Below are 19278 nucleotides of genomic sequence, written 5' to 3'. Positions count from 1 at the left end.
CCGGTTCAACCGAAGGTGAAGGCGTAGGCCTGCACGCCTGCGTCGAGGAATTCGATCTCGAAACGATGCGGACCGATCGTGCCGCGCTGGCGGATCAGCTGGTACAGGCGGTGCTCGTTGACGGTGCCGGTGCCATCGGCGACCACGTCGGCGCCGGCATCGGCCGCAGGCAGTGGCTTGCCATCGAGCAGCACGCGGAAGCGCACCGGCTTGCCGTCCTCGCCCGGTGCCAGCACCAGATGCAGGTCGCGGGCGTGGAACTGGAACGCGATGCGGCCGCCGGCCTGCTGCAGTTGTGCAGCCTCATCGTTGACCCGCCACTGTCCGGACAGGCCCCATTGGTTCAGCGCCAGGGTGGACGGCAGCGTGTAGCCGAATGCTGCGTCGGCGCGCTGCCCGCCCGGCGAGGCGAACTGCTCGGCACGTGCGTGGCCCAGGTAGGTTTCCGGCGAGCGCAGGTTGCCCATGTCGGCCTGCGTGGCCACGCCCTGCAGGTCAGCCGCGGCCGGATCAGCAGGCGGCGGCAGCTCGGTCTGCCCGGCTTCCACCAGCAGGCGGCGGATCACCTGTTCGGAGTGCGCGTAGTTGCCCTCGCCGAACTGATGCCCGCGGATGTTGCCCTGCGCATCGACGAAGTAGTGCGCCGGCCAGTAGCGGTTGTTGAACGCGCGCCAGATCGCATACTGGTTGTCGAGTGCGACCGGGTACTCGACCTTCAGCTGCTGCACGGCCTTCATCACGTTGCGCGGGTCGCGCTCGAACGCGAATTCCGGGGTGTGCACGCCGATCACCACCAGGCCATGGTCGCGGTAGCGCTGCGCCCATTCGTGCACGAACGGCATCGCACGCAGGCAGTTGATGCAGGAATAGGTCCAGAAGTCGATCAGCACGACCTTGCCATGCAGCTGCTCGCGGCTCAGCGGCGGGCTGTTGAGCCACCCGGTGGCGCCGTCCAGCGTGGGTAGCGTTCCTTCCACCGGCAGCGGCGCGCCTGCCTGGCCGGCTGCCATCATCATCATCGGTGGTGCTGCCGGCTGCGTGCCGGGCACGGCATCGAGCAGGCCCTGTTCGATGCGTGCGGTACTGACCGCGGACAGGCGGGTCAGCAGGCCGGTGTCCCAGCCCAGGCCGATCGCCACCACCGCCAGCAGCGCGGCCACGCCGAGCACCCGGCGCACCACATTGCCCAGGCCGAGCCGGGCCTGCAGTGCGCGGAACACACGGCCGCCCACCCACACCGCCAGCGCCAGTGCGGTGACGGCGCCCAGCGCGTAGGCCAGCAACAGCGAACTGGTGCCGACACTGGCGCCGTTCAGGGCGGCACCGGTCAGCACCAGGCCGAGAATCGGACCGGCGCAGGGGGCCCACAGCAGGCCAGTGGCGATGCCGATCAGCAGCGAGGTCCAGGCGCCGCCACGGCCGGCCGCATCCGCGGCGTCGGCACGTGCGCTCAGGCGCGCGCCGATGCGCTGGAACGGCGCCAGCAGGTGGTCGGCCAGGGTCGGCCACAGCAGCGCGATGGCGAACACCGCCATCAGTACCAATGCCACCCAGCGGCCGACCTGGTTGGCCTGCGCCACCCACTGGCTGCCGACCGCCGCCAGACTGGCGACCACGGTGAAGGTCAGTGCCATGCCCAGCAGCAGCGGCAGGGTGCTGCGCAGGGAAGGACGATCAGCGCGTGCGAACACGAACGGCAGCACCGGCAGGATGCACGGGCTGAGCAGGGTCAGCACGCCGCCGAGATAGGCAAGCAGCAACAGCAGCATCATCAGGCTCCAGAAGCAGGGGAAGAACCGACCGGCACGCGCCAGCCGCCAGCGGCGTCCTGTTGCGCAGTCCCGGGCATGAACGCCATCGCGGCGCCGTTCATGCAGTAGCGCAGTCCGGTCGGCCGCGGGCCGTCGTTGAACACATGGCCGAGATGGCCGCCACAGCGGCGGCAATGTGCTTCCACCCGCAACATGCCGAAGGTGGTGTCACGGTCCTCGCCGATGGCGTTGTGCAGCGGCGCCCAGAAGCTGGGCCAGCCGGTGTGGCTTTCGAACTTGGTGGACGAAGAGAACAGCGGCAACGCACAGCCGGCACAGGCGAACGTGCCCTGCCGATGTTCCTTGTTCAGCGGGCTGCTCCAGGGGCGCTCGGTGGCCTGCTGGCGCAGCACGGCGTACTGCGCCGGGCTCAGCAGCCGGCGCCACTCGGCATCGCTGCGGACCACCTCGAACTGTCGCGCAGGCCGTGCCTCGGCAGCGGCCGGGGCCGCGCGGCTGCACGCGCCCAGGCCCAGCAGGCCGGCGGCGGTGACAGCACCGCCCAGGCCCAGCAGATGGCGGCGGGTGAGGGACATGGTGGACTCCGGGAAGGGGCGACGGGGCCATGCTGCGCCCCCTCCGGTCAACGAATCCTCACGCAGGATTCAATTTTTCGTGAGGTATCCACGCCGCTCCCGCGCCACAATGCGGGCAGCCTCCCCACTGGCCCGAAGCTGCCGATGTCCGCCAAACGTGTCCTGATCGTTGAAGACGATGCCCACATCGCCGACCTGCTGCGCATGCACCTGGGGGATGAGGGCTATGAAGTCGCACACGCCGCCAGCGGCGATGCCGGCCTGCGCCTGATCGAACAGGAAGGTCCGTGGGATGCACTGGTACTGGACGTGATGCTGCCGGGCGTGGACGGCCTGCAGGTCTGCCAGCGTGCACGCGCGATGGCGCGCTACGTGCCGATCATCATCATCAGCGCACGTGGCAGCGAAACCCAGCGCATCGTCGGCCTGGAACTGGGCGCGGACGACTACCTGGCCAAGCCGTTCTCGATGCCGGAACTGGTGGCGCGCGTGCGTGCGCTGCTGCGCCGCGCCGAAGCCATGGCACAGAACGCGCGCATCGATGCCGGGGCGATCGAACTCGGGGGGCTGCGGCTGGACCCGGTCGCCCGTACTGCCGCCGTCGATGGCAATGCACTGGAACTGACCCCGCGTGAGTTCGAACTGCTGCTGTTCTTCGCCCGCCACCCGGACCAGGTGTTTGCGCGGATGGAACTGCTCAACCAGGTCTGGGGCTACCAGCACGACGGTTACGAGCACACGGTCAACACCCACATCAACCGCCTGCGCAGCAAGATCGAGACCGACCCGGGCAACCCGCGGCGCCTGCTGACGGTGTGGGGGCGCGGTTACAAACTGGTCGACCCGGCCGGGGCGGCCACATGATCAAGCCGAACCTGTGGCAGAAACTGGCGCTGGTGATGTCGGCGCTGATGCTGACGTGCTGCATGGCGCTGCTGGCCTGGCAGATGCGCACCAATACCCGGCATGAGCAGGAAGTGGTGCAGCGCCTGTCGCTTGGGTTGGCCGAGCACATCGCCCAGCGCAGCGAACTGATGGACACCAGCGGCATGCGCGATGCAGCGGTGCGCGCATTGTTCGGCCAGCTGATGGCGGTCAACCCCAGTGTCGAGGTGTACCTGCTGGATGAGCAGGGTCGCATCCTCGGCCACGATGCGCCCAGCGGCCACCTGGTGCGCAGCCGGGTGGACGTGGCACCGCTGCGACGCCTGCTGTCCGGTGCGCCGCTGCCGATCCTCGGTGACGATCCGCGCAGCACGGATGGTCGCAAGGTGTTCAGTGTCGCGCCGCTGGTGGTGCAGGGGCGGCAGGCGGGTTACGTGTACGTGGTACTGGTGGGCGAACACCGGCAGATGCTGGCCGACGATCTGGCCGCCGGCAGTCAATGGCACACCACGCTCTGGTCGGTGCTGTTGATCGGCGGGCTGGGCCTGCTTGCCGGCCTGGTGGCCTTCTACTGGGTGACCCGGCCCCTGCGCCAGGTCACCCGGCGCATACAGGCCTTCGACATCGACGCACCGACGCCACTGCCCGCGCCGGTACCGCTGCGCGCGGGTGAGCGCGATGAACTGAAGATCCTCGAACATGCCCATTCGCAGATGGCACAGCGGCTGGGCGAGCAGTGGCAGCAGCTTCGCCAGCAGGACCTGCAGCGCCGCGAACTGGTGGCCAACATCTCGCACGACCTGCGCACGCCGTTGTCCTCGCTGCACGGTTACCTCGAAACGCTGGCGCTGAAAGAAGCCACGCTGTCGCCGCAGGAGCGTCGTCGCTATCTCGGTATCGCGCTGGCGCAGAGCGCCAAGGTCGGCCGTCTGGCCCGGGCGTTGTTTGAACTGGCGCGGCTGGAGCACGGTGAAGTGCGGCTGGAGTGGGAAGTGTTCGCGCTGCCGGAACTGCTGCAGGACGTGCTGCAGAAGTTCGAGCTGGCCGCGCAGGCACGTGGGCAGCGCCTGCACGCTGATTTCCCGCCGGGCCTGCCGCTGGTGCGCGCCGACCTGGGTCTTGTGGAGCGCGTGCTGACCAATCTGCTCGACAACGCGCTGCGGCATGCCCCGGACGGGGGCCGTGTGCAGGTGCAGCTGTCGGCGCTGCCCGACAGTGTGCAGGTGGCGGTGCAGGACGATGGCCCCGGGGTGCCGCCGGCGCTGCGTGGGCAACTGTTCCAGGCGCCGGCGGCACTGGGCGCGCGGCGTGGCGAAAACGGCGGGCTCGGCCTGCTGATCGTGCAGCGCATCGTGCAGTTGCATGGCCGCCGTATCGAACTGCGCGACAGCGAACAGGGCGCGCTGTTCGTGTTCGCCTTGCCGCGTGCCGATGCCGAGGCGAACTAGACGTTGTCTGCCGGTGGCGGGACACCGCTTTCCATCGGCAGCAGCAGCCGGATGCAGGCACCGCCGAGCACCGAATCGGCCACTTCCACGTGGCCGCGATGCTTGTCCGCCACCACCTGCACCAGCGCCAGGCCCAGCCCGAAACCCGGGCTGGCCAGGTCCAGCCGCACGTAGGGCTGCAGCACCTGGCTGCGCAGTTCGACGGCGATACCGGGACCGTCGTCCTCCACCTGCAGGCACAGCCATCCCTCGTTGAGCGTGCTGACGATGCGGATCTGCCGGCGCGCATAGCGCAGCGCGTTGCCCAGCAGGTTGCGCAGCGCCAGTTCCAGCATGTGCCGGTTGACGTTGACCAGCCCTGCCGGTGACAGGTCCTGCTGCACCGGTATCGTCAGTGGTGCGAACTGCTCGACCACGCCGCGTACCAGCGCGGCCAGTTGCAGGCGCTGGCGGGTGACCTGATGGCAGCGGCCGAGCGCGGCGTACTCGACACCCGCATCGGTCAGGTGCTGCAACCGGTCGATGTCGATGCGCAGGCCGGACAACGCATCGCGCTGGGCGTTGTCCAGTCCGGTGTCTTCCAGGTCGGCCAGGCCGAAGCGCATGCGTGCCAGCGGTGTGCGTACTTCGTGCGCCACCGCCTGGGCCAGCACGCGCTGGCTGTCCAGCAGCAGCTGCAGCTGTTCGGCCATGTGGTTGAACGCCTTGGCCAATGGCCGCACCAGCGCGGTACCGGCGCGTGGCGCCCGGCTGTCGAGCTGGCCATCGCGCATCCGTCGTGCGGTCTGCGCCAGCTGCGAGACATCGCGCCACAACCGGTAGACCATCACGTACATCGGCAATGCCACCGCCACCATCAGGATCAGCAGGATGATGGCCACGCCGGAGGCTTCGCTGTCCTGCCAGCCTTCTTCGGGCAGGGCCTGGTCCAGCGGCCCCAGGATCAGCGCACTGCTGCTGTTGCCGACGCGCTGCAGGCTGCGCATGCTGTCCAGCTCGATCTGCACGTGTCCGTTGAGCAGGCCCTTGCGCTGTTTCGCCGGCAGTATCGCGGCAGCTTCGGTCAGCGGCATCAGCTGCAGCGGATAGGCGAAATCGCTGTGCAACTGTTGCGCCAGGGCTGGCCACTGCGCCGGCGGCGTTTCGGCGAAGCGATGTTGCAGCATGGCGTGCGGGCCGCGCATTTCCGCCTGCAGGCTGGCCTCGGTGCGGTCTTCCAGCAGCGCATCCCAGGCCCACAGCCCGAGCACGATCAGCAGCAGATGGGCGGTGAGGAAACCGATGCCGTAGCGCAGGAAGTGGAAGGCATGGCCACGCATGGCCGACGACGGATGCTTCATCCCCATGCTGATCGGCTGAACAGGTAACCACGGCCGCGCACGGTCTTGATCCGCTCGGGCTGCTCCGGGTTGTCGCCGAGCTTGCGCCGCAGGCGCGAGATGCGTGCGTCGATCGACCGATCCAGGCCATCGAAGGCGATGCCGCGCAGGCCACGCAGCAGCGCATCGCGGTCGAGGATCTGGCCCGCGTTGCCGGCCAGCAGGAACAGCAGGTCGAACTCGGCGGTGGTCAGCTCCAGCAGGCGGCCCTGCAGGTGCACGTTGCGGGTGGACGGGTCGATGCTCAGTTCACCGAAACGCAGGGCGCCATCGCGTGGCTCGACCCGGCGGTGGCGGCGCAGGTGGGCGCGCAGCCGGGCCAGCAGCACCCGTGGTTCGATCGGCTTGCCGATGTAGTCGTCGGCGCCCAGCTCCAGCCCCAGCACCTGGTCGATGTTGTCGGTGCGGGCGCTCAGCACGCAGATGATCCCGTCATAGTGGGGCCGGATCTGCCGACACACTTCGAAACCATCCTGGCCCGGCAGGCCGATATCGAGCAGGACCAGCGCCGGCTTCTCGCTGAGGATCCGGGCGATCGCGCGCTGGCCGCAGCGTTCGTGGGCGACCTGGTAACCGTGGCGCTTCAGGTAGTCGCTGACCATCGTGCCCAGCCGAGCGTCGTCTTCAACCAGTACGATATCCAGCATCTACAAGGCCTCCGGGGTGCTTCCGTACCGCCGTGGCACGAGCGCGGCGATGCTATCCCAGCTGCCGGGCCGCTCGGGTCCAGGGAGCGGGCGCCATTCAGCCGGGGTTGCTGGCGCGCGGGCCGGGCCTCAGGCCGGGCAACGACTTGGCCGCACGGTAGCAATCGTGTTGTTACAAAACGTTACGCAAGCCGCGCCTGCGGTGACGGTCGCTGACAGCGCTACGACTGACGTGGCGCTCGGCGGGGCCGAGCATGGCAGCTCTCCCCATCCGCGTGCCGCCCTCATGCCGTCCGCCTCCTGTCCCGCGCTTTTCCTTGAATGCCCTTGCCATGGAGGCCAGCGATGAGCGGCGTGGTCGGGGCCTGGCTGCCGCCTGCCGACGATGAGCAGCTGCTGCAGCAGCTGGCGCCGATGCTGCGGGCGCTGCAGCAGCGCGGCCGCGGTCGCATCGGGTACTGGACCGATGCCGACGCAGGGCTGGCCCTCGGTCATTGCCGTGCGCCGACCGACATGCCGTTGCAGCCGCTCAGCTCCAGCTGCGGGCGCTACGTGCTGTGCCTGGATGGCCGCATCTACAACCGCGCGGCCCTGCAGTCGCAGCTGCGCGACCTGCCACGCAGCTGCACCGATGCACGCCTGTTGCTGCAGGCCGTCGTCGAGTGGGGCGTGCAGCGTGCGCTGTCGCGCATCGAAGGGGCATTTGCGTTCAGCGTCTGGGACCGCCACGCACATGAGCTCTGGCTGGCGCGCGACCCGGTCGGCGAACGGCCGTTATATTACGGCTGGTACCAGGGCCAGTTCCTGTTCGCTTCGGAGTTGAAGGCGCTGCAGGCCTTTGCCGGATTCGCTCCCAGCATCGACCAGGATGCATTGAGCCTGCTGCTGCGCCATGACTATGTGCCGGCGCCGCACACCATCTATCGCGGCATCCACAAGCTGGTGGCCGGGGCGATGCTGCGCGTGGACCTCAACGATCATGCCGCCGGCGGATCAACGCAGGCCACGCAGGGCGGCCATCGCTACTGGTGCGCGCGCGATGCGATGCAATCCGCGCTGCAGCAGCCGTTGCAGCCGGCGCCCAGCCTGGAGCAGGCCACCGACCAGTTGGAGGTGGTGCTGCAGCAGGCGATCGCCACGCGCGTGCATTCACCCGTGGCCTGCGGTGCATTCCTGTCCGGTGGCACCGATTCGTCGCTGGTGGTGGCGATGATGCAGGCGCAGTCGGCGTTGCCGGTGGAAGCATGGACGGTGGGTTTCGACGACCCCGGTCACGACGAGAGCGACTGGGCCTCGCAGGTGGCCCGGCACCTGGGCGTGCATCACCACCTGCACAGGATGGACAGCCGGCAGGGCCTGGAACTGCTGCAACGCTTGCCGCAGGTCTGGTGCGAACCGTTCGCCGATGCCTCGCAGCTGCCCACCCTGCTGGCCAGCGAGCTGCTCGGCGCGCGCAAGCCGGTGGCGCTGACCGGTGACGGCGGCGATGAGCTGTTCTTCGGCCACCCCAGCTATGGCCGCGCGCTGCGCAATGCGCGCCTGTGCGGTGGCCTGCCGGAATGGGTACGTGATCTTGCACGGCGTGGCAGCAGCCGCTTGAACGTCGAGCGTGGTCGGCTTGGCGGTTGGCGGGCACTGGTGGCCGAGGTGGCCGCCAACGACGTGGAGGGGCATTACCTGCAGCGCGTCACCCGCTGGCGGCAGCCGACCCAGGTGGTACTGGGGGCGCGCGAGCCGGCGACGATCTTCCAGCAGCAGGACACCGCACTGCCGGCGGAAGCGCGCATCCAGCTGCTGGATTTCCGCATGGACCTGGCCGAGGGGATCCTTGCCAAGGTCGACCGTGCCGGCATGGCGGCCGGCGTGGAGACACGCTCGCCGTTGCTGGACATGGAGGTCATACGCCTGGCCTGGCGCCTGCCGCAGCACTTGAAGTACCACGACGGCGAGCACAAGCGGATCCTCAAGCATCTGCTGGCGCGCTACCTGCCCGCGCCGCTGGTCTATCGCCCCAAGCGCGGTTTCGGCCCACCGATGGCACGCTGGCTGGCCGGCCCGCTGCGCGACTGGGCGGAAGCGTTGCTCGACCCGCAGCTGCTGCGCAACCAGGGGTGCTTCGATGCAGTACGCGTGCGCGCGATCTGGGAGGCGTTCCTGCGYGGCGAGCGCAAATGGCATACGCACCTGTGGAACGTGTTGATGTTCCAGGCGTGGTACCAGCACTGGCACGGCAATCGCGGGCGCTGAGCGTGCCTTCGTGGCGCGCGGTTGATCCATTCTGCGCAGCGCAGGGCGGAGGCCCTTGCGTGCGAATGTCCTCCGGCGCCGGCCTGCGGCCACCGCCTCCCCCTTTACTTCGCACGCAAGGGCCTCCGCCCTGCGTGGGGAGATCTTCGGTGGCCTCAGGAAAGCAGCGATCTGCGCGCCTGGTGCCGTAAGCCGAGCCTCGTCGGGGCGGGTAGGGGTCTGGGCAAAGTAAAGGAGGAGGTGACGGCCAACGGCCGGCGCCGGGGGACATTTGCCCAAACCTCTACCTGCCCCGGCGGGGCCCTCCAGCTCGCATAGACCCGGACGAAGGAGCGCTCTGGAATCCAGACGCCAGGCAAAAAAAGACCCGGCAGAGGGAGGGATCTGCCGGGTCCGGATTGCATGGGGGGAGGGACCCATGCAATGAGCGTGGGCGTCGCGCCGGTGGCTGTTGCCTGCCAGTCGCATCCGCCGTGCATTTGTATTGATGCAATGCAGCATACGCCGATCATGCGGCAATGCAACAAAAATCACGAAGGCGCCATCGCTGGCGCCTTGAGGCCTTTCAGATCAATGGGTTGATCAGGCGGCGGGGCCGCGGTAACGGCAGCCCGAGGTGCAGGTTTCGTGCACGGTGATCTCGCTCAATGCCGGCAGGGTGGGCTTGAGCTCGTTCCAGATCCACACGGCCAGGTTTTCGCTGGTCGGGTTCTCCAGGCCGGGGATGTCATTGAGGTAATGGTGGTCCAGGCGGTCGTAGATCGGCTGGAAAGCCGCCTTCACGTCACCGAAATCCATGATCCAGCCGGTCTGCGCGCCCGGCTCGCCCTCGACTTTCAGTTCCACCCGGAAGGAGTGGCCGTGCAGGCGCGCGCACTTGTGCCCCGGCGGCACGTTGGGGAGGCGGTGCGCCGCCTCGAGCATGAAGACTTTGAAGATTTCCATGGCGCGATTGTACGCCGCGGGCGGCCGATCAGCCCGGCTTTGCGTTGCCTTCCCGTGAAGAAATTATTTCCATCCGGATGAAGAGATGATAGTTTCTCTTATATCCGTATGAAGAGATGTTATTGGCCGCACCCCGGCCAGGCATGGATTACTGCGGAACTTACCTCGTCCTTCCACTACCTCCCCCACATCGTCATGCCCCAGCACACCCTGCTCGTGGCGGCCCTGGCCGTCGCTCTGGCCGCGCCTTTGTCTGCCGCCGCCGAAACCCCCGCCGACGCCAGCGGCGAARCCAGCACCCTGGCTGCCGTGCGCGTCACCGGTTCCAACATCAAACGCGCCGATACCGAAGCCTCCAACCCGGTGCAGGTGATCGGCCGCCAGCAGCTGGAACAGACCGGCAAGGCCACCGTGGCCGATGTGCTGCGTTCGATCTCGGCCAACACCGGCAACGCCAGCAACGAGACCACCAACAACGGTTGGGCCTCGGGCTCGGCCGGCATCGGCCTGCGCGGTCTTTCGCAGAAGAACACGCTGGTGCTGCTCAACGGCCGCCGCCTGGCCAACTACGGCTTCCCGGCCGGCGGCCTGTCGGACACTTTCGTCGATCTCAACGCGCTGCCGCTGGTGGCGGTCGAACGCATCGAAGTGCTCAAGGACGGTGCGTCAGCGGTGTACGGCAGCGATGCGGTGGCCGGCGTGGTCAACATCATCACCCGGCAGAACTTCGAAGGCGCCGAGATCGGCGGCAGCTTCGGCGGCGCCGACCAGGGCGGCCTGCACGAGCAGAACCTGAAGTTCGTCGGTGGCCTGGGCGACATCGACAAGGACGGCTACAACATCCTTTTCAGCCTGCAGGGCTACAACCGCGAGCGACTGGACCAGGATGAGCGCAACCTGACCAAGAGCGGCATCTACAGCGACCAGCCCGGCGGCCGCTGGAACGGCTGGTCGGCCAAGGGTGCACGCTATCTGGTCAATGGCACCTCCGTGCCGATGCTCGATGCCAACGGCAACTGCCCCACCGGCACCACCCGCGTGGCCAGCGCGCCGATCGACGGCCTGGCCGGTGATACCTGCGGCTTCAACCAGGCCCCGTACACCACCCTGATTCCCTCCACCAAGCGCTACCAGGCCTACGCCAACGGCACGTTCCGCCTGGGCGACAACGTCGAAGCGTTCGGCGAAGTGCTGTACAGCCAGATCAAGAGTGCTGCCTGGTTCGGCAGCAGCCCGTTCTTCACCCTGGAAAGCGGTCGCTTCGCACTGAACGCGCAGACCGGTCTGGCCGAGCCGGTGTCGTCCAACCTGCCGGCCAGCAACCCGTACAACCCGTACGGCCGCGCGATCCCGATCGAATACACCTTCTTCGACCTCGGCGGCACCATCAAGACCAACCGGTCCACCGCCTATCGCGGTGTGTTCGGGCTGCGTGGCAACACCGAGAAGTGGGACTGGGAAGTGGCCGCGTTCGGCGCGCGCAGCAGCGAGCGCGAAACCGTCTCCGGCGGCTTCGCCAACCGCTGGGCACTGGCCAATGCACTGGCCACCGGCAGCTACAACCTGTTGAACCCGGCCGCGACGCCGCAGTCGGTGCGCGATTCGATCAACATCGCCACCCTGCGTCCGGCCGAGTCGGTGCTGCAGGGCATTGATGCGAAGATCTCCGGCAGTCTCGGCCACACCTGGGCCGGCGACATCGGGTTCGCCGCCGGTGCCGAATGGCGCCGCGAGAAGCTTGATTCGAACAACCCGTGGCAGATCGATGCCGGCCTGCAGGTGCGCCCGGCAATCGCCGAAGTGCATGGCGAGCGCAAGGTCAGCGCCGCGTACGCCGAGGTCAACGTGCCGCTGGCCTCGACCCTGGAACTGTCCGCCGCCGCCCGCGCCGATCATTACGATGATTTTGGCGACGCGTTCTCGCCCAAGCTCGGCCTGCGCTGGCAGCCGCTGGATTTCCTGCTGGTGCGTGCCTCGGCGTCGAAGGGCTTCCGTGCACCGTCGCTGTCGGAGAACTCCAACAGCACCAGCATCGCCTACGGCAGCGTGGTCGATCCGCGTGATCCGGACGTGCCGGGCTCGCGGCAGAACCCGACCTTCTTCACCGTCGGCAACAGCGACCTGAAGCCGGAGCGCACCAAGAGCGTGAACTTCGGCGTGGTGCTGTCGCCGTGGGCGAACACCAACCTGAGCATCGACTACTACCGTATCCAGCTGGACAACCTGGTCGGTACCAACAACACCCAGACCCTGGTCAACGACAACGTCGCCGGTGCCGTGCAGCGCGATGAGCGCGGCAAGCTGCAGGCGGTCTACAACCGCTACCAGAACCTGAGCGAGCTGAAGACCTCGGGCATCGACGTCGAGCTGCGCCAGCGCATCCCGACCACCGCCTTCGGTGACTTCACCGTGACCTCGGCCTACACCCACGTGCGCGACTACCGGCGCCCGACCGTGGTCGGTGGCCCGCTGGTGGACTATGCCGGCAGCAACCTCGGCGCCACCCTGCCGAAGAACAAGGCCACCACCACCCTGGACTGGAAGTACAGCGACTACACCGCCGCGGTGACCTGGTACTACACCAGTGGCTACGACCAGAAGGCCAGCACCGCTGCCGCTGCGGTGCAGAGCCGCGTCGACGCCTACAACCAGTTCGATCTCTACCTGGGCTACACCGGCATCGAGAACCTGACCGTGTACGCCAAGGTGCAGAACCTGGGTGACAAGACGCCGCCGTACGATGCCTCGTTCCCGGGCATCCGCGCGCCGTACGACTTCAGCCAGTACGACCTGCGTGGCCGCTACTTCACGCTGGGCTTCGACTACCGCTTCTGATCCACCCGCCGCGGCCGGCCACCCTGTGTGGCCGGCCGTGTTGCCATGTTCCAGGGGAGTCACCGTGTCCTTCCACCGCCGTGCCGTTTTCCCGTTGTTGCTCGCCGTCGCCACCGCCGTATCGTTGCCGCCTGCGGTACATGCGCAGAGCGCCTATTTCTTCCCGCAGACCACCGATGCCGCGGCATTCGATACCGCCATTCCCACGCCGGAGCAGTTCCTCGGCTATCCGATCGGCAGCCGCTACACCCGCCATGACCAGCTGGTGGCTTACTTCCAGGAGCTGGCCAAGCACTCGGACAAGATCAGCGTGCGCGAGATCGGCCGCAGCTATGAGGGCCGACCGCTGCTGATCGCCACGGTCACTGCTGCAGGCAACCACGCGCGGCTGGAACAGATCCGCCAGCAGCACGCGACCCTGGCCGACCCGGCGCAGCCGCGCAGCGCTGCCGGTGACAGCCCGGTGGTGGTGTGGCTGGGCTACAGCGTGCACGGCAACGAGACCTCCAGTGGCGAAGCGGCGATGCTGACCGCCTACTACCTGGTGGCCAACCGCAGCGCGGAAACGCAGCAGTGGCTGCAGCAGGCAGTGGTGCTTTTCGACCCGGCGCAGAATCCCGACGGCCGCGATCGCGCCGCCAACTGGCACAACGCCTGGGCGTCCGACCCGGCCTCGGCCGATCCGGCCGACAAGGAACACGTCGAGACGTTCCCGCAGGGCCGTACCAACCACTACTTCACCGATCTCAACCGCGATTGGCTGGCACTGACGCAGCAGGATTCGCGGCCGAAGGTGGCGCAGTTCCACCAGTGGTACCCGAACGTGCAGATCGACTTCCATGAAATGGGCAAGGACAGCACGTACTACTTCGAGCCATCGCCGAAGAGCATGCATAGCCCGTTGATCCCGGCAGCATCGTACGAGTTCAACAAGACCCTGGCCAAGTACCACGCCCAGGCGCTCGATGCGCTGGGTTCGCTGTACTACACCGGTGAGAACTTCGACAATTTCTCGCCCGTGTACGGCTCGACCTATCCGGATTTCCACGGCGCGGTCGGCGTCACCGTGGAGCAGGCCAGCTCGCGCGGTCGCGTGCAGGAATCGGTGAATGGCCTGCTGACGTTCCCGTTCACCATCCGCAACCAGGTTGCCACCGGATTGGGCACGGTGCGCGGTGCGGTGACCGAGCGCAGCGCCCTGTTCGAGCTGCAGAAGAGTTTCTTCCAGAGCGCGCTGAAGCAGGCCGCACAACAGCCGGTGAAGAGCTTCGTGTTCGGCGACGCGCATGATCCGGCATTGACCCGACGCCTGCTGGAACTGCTGTTGCTGCACAGGATTGAAGTGCATGCACTGGACCGCGCTGTCAGCGTAGATGGCCAGCGTTTCGAAGCGGGCAGCGCCTACGTGGTGCCGGTGCAGCAGGCGCAGTTCCGCCTGGTCCATTCGATCTTCGCCGAGACCCCGCCGATCAAGGGCGACGTGTTCTACGGCAGCACCAGTTACGCGATCGCCCCGGCCTACGGCGTGGCTTTTGCCGGCAGCCGCAGCCGCATCGATGGCGGCGCCCGCGTGGTCGAGGTTCCCGCAGTGCAGGGCGGGCTGACCGGCGGTGAAGCGGGCTTCGCCTACGTGATCGACTGGCGCGACTACAACGCGGGCCGCGCACTGGCCGCCCTGCAGGCCAAGGGCTTGTCCACGCGTGCCACCTTCCAGCCGTTCACCGCGGCCACCGCACAAGGTGAGGTGGCCTTTGCCGGGGGCAGCATCGTGGTACCGGTGGCCGGGCAGCCGCTGCAGGGTGTGGCGTTGCAGGAGGCGGTCGCCGCCGCCGCGCGGGCCGCCGGTGTGCAGGTGCATGCGCTGGCCAGCGGTCGCAGCCGCGACGGCATCGACCTTGGCAGTGACGGCGTCAAGGCACTGCGCAAGCCCGCCGTCGCGCTGGTGATGGGCGAGGGCGTGGCAGCCACCGAAATCGGTTCGGCCTGGTTCCTGCTCGACCAGCAGCTGCGCCTGCCGGCCAGCAAGCTGGACCCGCAGCAGCTGGGCAAGGTGTCGCTGGACCGCTACACCACGATCGTGCTGTCCGGCGGCACCTATGCCGGCATCGACGCGACCGCGGTAGCGGCATTGAAGCGCTGGATCCAGGCCGGCGGGTCACTGGTCACCTATGGCAGCGCGTCGAAGTGGGCGATCGAACAGAAACTTGCCGACGGCGAGAAGCTGGGCAAGGACGAGGAAGCAACAGACACCGCGCGCCGCGCCTTCGGTGACCAGCGCGATATCGCCGCGATCGAGCGTGTCAGCGGCAACATCCTCAGCGCCGACGTCGACCCCAGTCATCCTTTGGCGTTCGGCGTGCCGCGCCGGCAACTGGCGATCAACAAGGAGAACACGGTCATCCTGCAGCCGAGCACGAACGGGTTTTCCACGGTGGTGCGGATCGACGACACACCGCGGGTGAACGGTTATCTGTCCGAGCGCAACCGCAGTCGCGTGGCTGGAAGTGCATGGCTGCTGGTGTCAGCGCAGGGGCAGGGCAACGTGATCCTGTTTGCTGATGATCCGGCGCATCGCAAGTACTGGCATGGCACTGATCGGATGCTGATCAACGCGATCTTCTTCGGGAATCTGGTGAATCCGAGTAAAGCGCGGGGTTGAGGCATTACGCGCCGAACTGACGCTGGGATTGGGAGGACGGATGGGCCGCGCAGGACACGCCGCAAGTACGTCCGTGTAGGCTCGTAGGCGCCATCCATGGCGCCTGCGGTCCTGCGCGGCCCATCCGTCCTCCCCAGACAGTTTCCTGCGGGCGCGGATGCATCAAACCCAAGGCGGGAGCAAGGGCAAAAGCAAAAGCTGGAATTCCGGCTTTTGCTTTTGTCTTTGGATTGATCCTTCTTCTCTCGGCTACCCGGCGGGACAAGTAGGCGCTGGAAATGTCTGAAGCGTTGGGGAGCGGGGGCGGTGCAAAACCGCAGGCGCCATGGGCCCGAGGCATGCCCCGGGCGGGTTGGGCAGGACGCCGAACCCCGATCTTGCCGTGTGCGCAGGACAGCGCACACGAGCAAGGCGCCTACGAGCCCCCATGGATGGGTTTACGGCGTGTTTTGCACCGCCCCCGCTCCCCAACGCCCACACAAAACCCACCGCCAGCTTTCAAACCACCCGGCAGCCAGCAACAAAAAAGGGACGACGCGTAAGCGTCGTCCCCCGATAAGCAGCTCCCGCGCAGCGGGAGACGCCATCCCTGTCAGCTGGGATCAGCTGGCGCGACCGCCGCCGCTACCCTGGCCGCGGCCACGGCCGCCACCGCTGTTGTTGCCGCCACCGCGACGCTGGCCCTGACCGGCACCTGCGCCTGCGCGCTGCTGGCCGTTGCCGGCGCCCTCGCGGCGGCCACCGCCGGCCTTCTTCGGGCCTGCATGGGCATGACGCGGCGCATCGCCGTGCGGACGGCGCGCGTGGGTCTTGCGCGGCACGCGCTCGCCGGTATCGGCCTCGGCCTTGCCCGGAGCACTGTTGCCCCAGCGGATCGGCGTCTGCAGCTCGAAGCCCGGCACATCGCGGATGTCCATGTCACGGCCGAGCAGGCGCACGATCGCGCGCAACAGCTTCACTTCATCCTGCGCCACCAGCGAAATCGCTTCACCGGTCGCACCGTTGCGGCCGGTACGGCCAATGCGGTGCACGTAGTCTTCGGCCACCATCGGCAGATCGAAGTTGATCACCTTCGGCAGCTCGTTGATGTCGATGCCGCGCGCGGCGATATCGGTGGCCACCAGCACGGTGACACGGCCAGCCTTGAAGTCGCCGAGCGCACGCAGGCGCTGGCCCTGGCTCTTGTTGCCGTGGATCGCCGCGGTCTTGATGCCGGACTTTTCCAGGAACGCGGCCAGCTTGTCGCTGCCGTGCTTGGTGCGGGCAAACACCAGGGTCTGCTCGCGGCTGTCCTGCGCCAGCAGGTGCAGCAGCAGGTCGCGCTTGCGGCTGCCATCGACCGGATGCACCTTGTGGGTGATGGTCTCGGCGACGGTGTTCTTCGGCGTGACCTGGATCTGTTCCGGGTTGCGCATGAATTCCAGCGCCAACTGGCGGATGTTGTCCTCGAAGGTGGCCGAGAACAGCAGGGTCTGGCGGTTCTGCTTGGGCAGCTTGGCCAGGATGCGCTTGATCGAGGGCAGGAAGCCCATGTCCAGCATSCGGTCGGCTTCGTCCAGCACCAGCAGTTCAATGCCGGACAGGTCGATGCTGCGACGCTCCAGGTGGTCGATCAGGCGGCCCGGGCACGCCACCAGCAGATCCACGCCGCGACGCAGGATGTCCAGCTGGTTGCCCATGCCGACACCGCCGTAGATGCAGGCGCTGGGGATGCGCAGGTACTTGCTGTAACCGCGCAGGCTGTCATGCACCTGGGTGGCCAGTTCGCGGGTCGGTGCCAGGATCAGCGCGCGCGGCTTGCGCGGGCCGGTGCGCACTTCCTGCGAAGCGGTGCCCAGGTGCTGCAGCAGCGGCAGGCCGAACGCGGCGGTCTTGCCGGTACCGGTCTGTGCGCCGGCCAGCAGGTCGCGACCGGCCAGCACCAGCGGGATCGCCTGCTGCTGGATCGGGGTCGGGGTTTCGTAGCCCTGCTCGGCGAGCGCACGCAGCAGGAAGGGCGCAAGGCCCAGGGATTCAAAAGACATCGAGATTGCTCCAAGTACAGTTAACGCCTGTCCGAACGGACAGACGGGGGCAGATCAAACTGATCGGCTGACTCGGAGCGTTCCCGTGAACCGCGCTGCGAGAATTGGGTGCAGCCAACGCGAAGCGCAGGCTGGAATGCGTGACGAACGGCGTCGGAGTGGGGGCGGGCGATGGGGCGAACCCCGGTCGCCGGCGATCCCGGAGGGAAACGGACGGCCGCTGCAGACCCGCATAGTCTAACGGAAGGATGAGACCTGACGCAAAACAGGCTGTTCAGGTTGGGGGTTCGGCAGGGCTGCGCCCTGCACCCGCCGAATCGACGGCAATGGCAACAGCAACAGCAACAGCAACAGCAACAGCAACAGCAACAGCAACAGCAACAGCAACAGCGGGCATACCGTGGGATGGCGGGGTGGGTCCGGTTGCGGGGGACGCCGTAAACCCATCCCTGGGGGCTTGGCCGCGGCATCCATGCCGCGGACACCCCCGCAACCGGACCCACCCCGCCTTCGACAGTTTTCCGCGATCTGTCGAAATGGCAGGGCCTGCTCCTGGTGGGTGTCACCTTGGTCGACACGGTAGATCCACGCCATGCGTGGATGCTCTTCGTTCAATTGTCGAAATATTCGATTTCGTTGGAAATTCATCCACGCATGGCGTGGATCTACCACCGTCATCGGGAAACTGTCGAGGGCGGGGCGGTATGGGGCTGCAGGACCGTTGGCGCCATGGATGGCGCCATCGAGCCCCCATGGATGGGTTTACGGCGTGTCCTGCAGCCCCATACCGCCCCGCCCAACCCACAGAAAACCCAGAGCCGGCTGTTGCAGTTGCTTTCGCGGCTGCCTTGGCCTTGGCCGTTGCCTCTGCACGTGCAGGGTGCAACCCTGCCGCCCCCCTCCTGCGGTAGGGTGAGGCGATGCCGCGCTGCAGCTTGGCTACGCTGCTTATTTGATTACACTTGAAACTTGTTTGCCCACGACTCCGGACACCCACCATGAAGCTTGGTTCCTTGAAGGAAGGCGGCCGCGACGGCACCCTGATCGTCGTCTCGCGTGACCTGCGCCACGGCGTGCGCGCCACCGGCATCGCCGCCACCCTGCAGTTGGCCCTGGAGGACTGGAGCCATCTGGCCCCGCGTCTGAATGCGCTGTATGAGTCGCTCAATGCCGGTGACGCCGATGGCGTGTTCGACTTGGACCCGCAGGCCCTGGCTGCGCCGATGCCGCGCGCCTATGAATTCGTTGATGGCAGCGCCTACCTGCCACACGTCGAGCGCGTACGTCGCGCCCGCGGCGCCGAGGTGCCGGAGAGCTTCTACAGTGATCCGCTGATGTACCAGGCCACCAGCGCCGGTTTCCATGGCCCGCGCGATGCGGTCAAGGTGGTCAGCGAGGACTACGGCATCGACCTGGAAGCGGAGATCGTGGTGATCACCGACGACGTGCCGATGGCCGCCACGCCGGAGCAGGCCGCCGGCCACATCCAGCTGATCGGCCTGGTCAACGACGTCTCGCTGCGCAACCTGATCCCGGGCGAACTGGCCAAGGGCTTCGGCTTCCTGCAGTCCAAGCCGCGCTCGGCGTTGTCGCCGGTGTTCGTCACTCCCGACGAGCTGGGCGCTGCCTGGCAGGACAGCAAGGTGCACCTGCCGCTGCTGACCCACATCAACGGGACGTGGTTCGGTGCGCCGGAAGCGGGTGTCGACATGCAGTTCAACTTCGCCCAGCTGGTCGCGCACGCGGCGAAGACGCGGCCGCTCAGTGCCGGCACCATCGTCGGCTCGGGCACCATCGCCAACGAAGACACCAGCAAGGGGGCTTCGTGCTTCGCCGAACAGCGCGTGGTGGAAACCCTGCGC

13 protein-coding genes are annotated in these 19278 nt (G+C 67.3%); 6 read left to right on the top strand and 7 right to left on the bottom strand.

What is annotated here, in order from left to right; translation table 11 throughout:
* Positions 1 to 5: 5 nt before the first annotated feature.
* A complete protein-coding gene (locus AC1DJN_RS10825) occupies positions 6 to 1769 on the bottom strand; it encodes a cytochrome c biogenesis protein DipZ (RefSeq protein WP_442252069.1) in 1764 nt (587 codons plus the stop codon).
* Between the two features lie 2 nt (positions 1770 to 1771).
* Entirely contained in the window at positions 1772 to 2347 is a 576-nt protein-coding gene (gene msrB / locus AC1DJN_RS10820) for a peptide-methionine (R)-S-oxide reductase MsrB (RefSeq protein ID WP_025878435.1), read from the bottom strand.
* 144 nt (positions 2348 to 2491) lie between these two features.
* Between msrB and AC1DJN_RS10815 the strand changes: the two genes are divergently transcribed.
* Both AC1DJN_RS10815 and AC1DJN_RS10810 read left to right on the top strand, forming a co-directional pair.
* Positions 2492 to 3211, top strand: a complete 720-nt coding sequence (locus AC1DJN_RS10815) for a response regulator transcription factor (protein WP_032976390.1) — start codon at positions 2492 to 2494, stop codon at positions 3209 to 3211.
* The gene (locus tag AC1DJN_RS10810; RefSeq protein ID WP_180831591.1) at positions 3208 to 4680 is read left to right on the top strand and encodes a sensor histidine kinase; all 1473 of its coding nucleotides are present in this window, start codon (positions 3208 to 3210) and stop codon (positions 4678 to 4680) included. The genes AC1DJN_RS10815 and AC1DJN_RS10810 overlap by 4 nt, the downstream gene beginning before the upstream one ends.
* On the opposite strand, the gene AC1DJN_RS10805 is transcribed toward AC1DJN_RS10810, so the two are convergent.
* Positions 4677 to 6020, bottom strand: a complete 1344-nt coding sequence (locus AC1DJN_RS10805) for an ATP-binding protein (protein WP_442252070.1) — start codon at positions 6018 to 6020, stop codon at positions 4677 to 4679. The genes AC1DJN_RS10810 and AC1DJN_RS10805 overlap by 4 nt on opposite strands.
* A complete protein-coding gene (locus AC1DJN_RS10800; RefSeq protein WP_025878439.1) occupies positions 6017 to 6706 on the bottom strand; it encodes a winged helix-turn-helix domain-containing protein in 690 nt (229 codons plus the stop codon). Before AC1DJN_RS10800 ends, AC1DJN_RS10805 begins: the two co-directional genes overlap by 4 nt.
* Positions 6707 to 7051: 345 nt before the next feature.
* On the opposite strand from AC1DJN_RS10800, the gene asnB reads away from it, so the two are divergent.
* Positions 7052 to 8953: an asparagine synthase (glutamine-hydrolyzing) gene (asnB, locus tag AC1DJN_RS10795; protein ID WP_033830269.1), complete on the top strand. Its 1902-nt coding sequence runs from the start codon at positions 7052 to 7054 to the stop codon at positions 8951 to 8953.
* A gap of 582 nt (positions 8954 to 9535) precedes the next feature.
* On the opposite strand, the gene queD is transcribed toward asnB, so the two are convergent.
* Positions 9536 to 9898 carry a 6-carboxytetrahydropterin synthase QueD gene (gene queD, locus AC1DJN_RS10790; RefSeq protein ID WP_025878441.1) on the bottom strand — a complete coding sequence of 121 codons (363 nt, stop codon included), beginning with the start codon at positions 9896 to 9898 and terminating at the stop codon, positions 9536 to 9538.
* 195 nt (positions 9899 to 10093) lie between these two features.
* Here queD and AC1DJN_RS10785 point away from each other — a divergent pair, with 195 nt between their 5' ends.
* Together AC1DJN_RS10785 and AC1DJN_RS10780 are read left to right on the top strand one after the other, a co-directional pair.
* Positions 10094 to 12733: a TonB-dependent receptor gene (locus AC1DJN_RS10785; RefSeq protein ID WP_478039198.1), complete on the top strand. Its 2640-nt coding sequence runs from the start codon at positions 10094 to 10096 to the stop codon at positions 12731 to 12733.
* 64 nt (positions 12734 to 12797) lie between these two features.
* Entirely contained in the window at positions 12798 to 15392 is a 2595-nt protein-coding gene (locus tag AC1DJN_RS10780) for a M14 family zinc carboxypeptidase (RefSeq protein ID WP_442252071.1), read from the top strand.
* Positions 15393 to 15994: 602 nt separating this feature from the next.
* On the opposite strand, the gene AC1DJN_RS10775 is transcribed toward AC1DJN_RS10780, so the two are convergent.
* Positions 15995 to 17416 (bottom strand): DEAD/DEAH box helicase, encoded by a 1422-nt coding sequence (locus tag AC1DJN_RS10775; RefSeq protein ID WP_032976382.1) that lies wholly within the window; start codon positions 17414 to 17416, stop codon positions 15995 to 15997.
* A gap of 237 nt (positions 17417 to 17653) precedes the next feature.
* Positions 17654 to 17803 (bottom strand): hypothetical protein, encoded by a 150-nt coding sequence (locus AC1DJN_RS10770; protein ID WP_442252072.1) that lies wholly within the window; start codon positions 17801 to 17803, stop codon positions 17654 to 17656.
* 611 nt (positions 17804 to 18414) lie between these two features.
* On the opposite strand from AC1DJN_RS10770, the gene AC1DJN_RS10765 reads away from it, so the two are divergent.
* The coding region (locus AC1DJN_RS10765; protein ID WP_478039197.1) for a fumarylacetoacetate hydrolase family protein at positions 18415 to 19278 on the top strand (864 nt) is incomplete at its 3' end.

Source organism: Stenotrophomonas sp. 05L414_2 (assembly GCF_056397905.1).
Note: the sequence above shows the minus strand (reverse complement) of the source record. Positions and strands in the feature narration are given on the sequence as shown.

Bases quoted from the DNA above. Each gene is read 5' to 3' on its own strand.
- AC1DJN_RS10825 (WP_442252069.1), bottom strand. From the start codon at position 1,769: ATGCTGCTGTTGCTGCTTGCCTATCTCGGCGGCGTGCTGACCCTGCTC.
- queD (WP_025878441.1), bottom strand. From the start codon at position 9,898: ATGGAAATCTTCAAAGTCTTCATGCTCGAGGCGGCGCACCGCCTCCCC.
- AC1DJN_RS10810 (WP_180831591.1), top strand. From the start codon at position 3,208: ATGATCAAGCCGAACCTGTGGCAGAAACTGGCGCTGGTGATGTCGGCG.
- AC1DJN_RS10815 (WP_032976390.1), top strand. From the start codon at position 2,492: ATGTCCGCCAAACGTGTCCTGATCGTTGAAGACGATGCCCACATCGCC.
- msrB (WP_025878435.1), bottom strand. From the start codon at position 2,347: ATGTCCCTCACCCGCCGCCATCTGCTGGGCCTGGGCGGTGCTGTCACC.
- AC1DJN_RS10805 (WP_442252070.1), bottom strand. From the start codon at position 6,020: ATGAAGCATCCGTCGTCGGCCATGCGTGGCCATGCCTTCCACTTCCTG.
- AC1DJN_RS10800 (WP_025878439.1), bottom strand. From the start codon at position 6,706: ATGCTGGATATCGTACTGGTTGAAGACGACGCTCGGCTGGGCACGATG.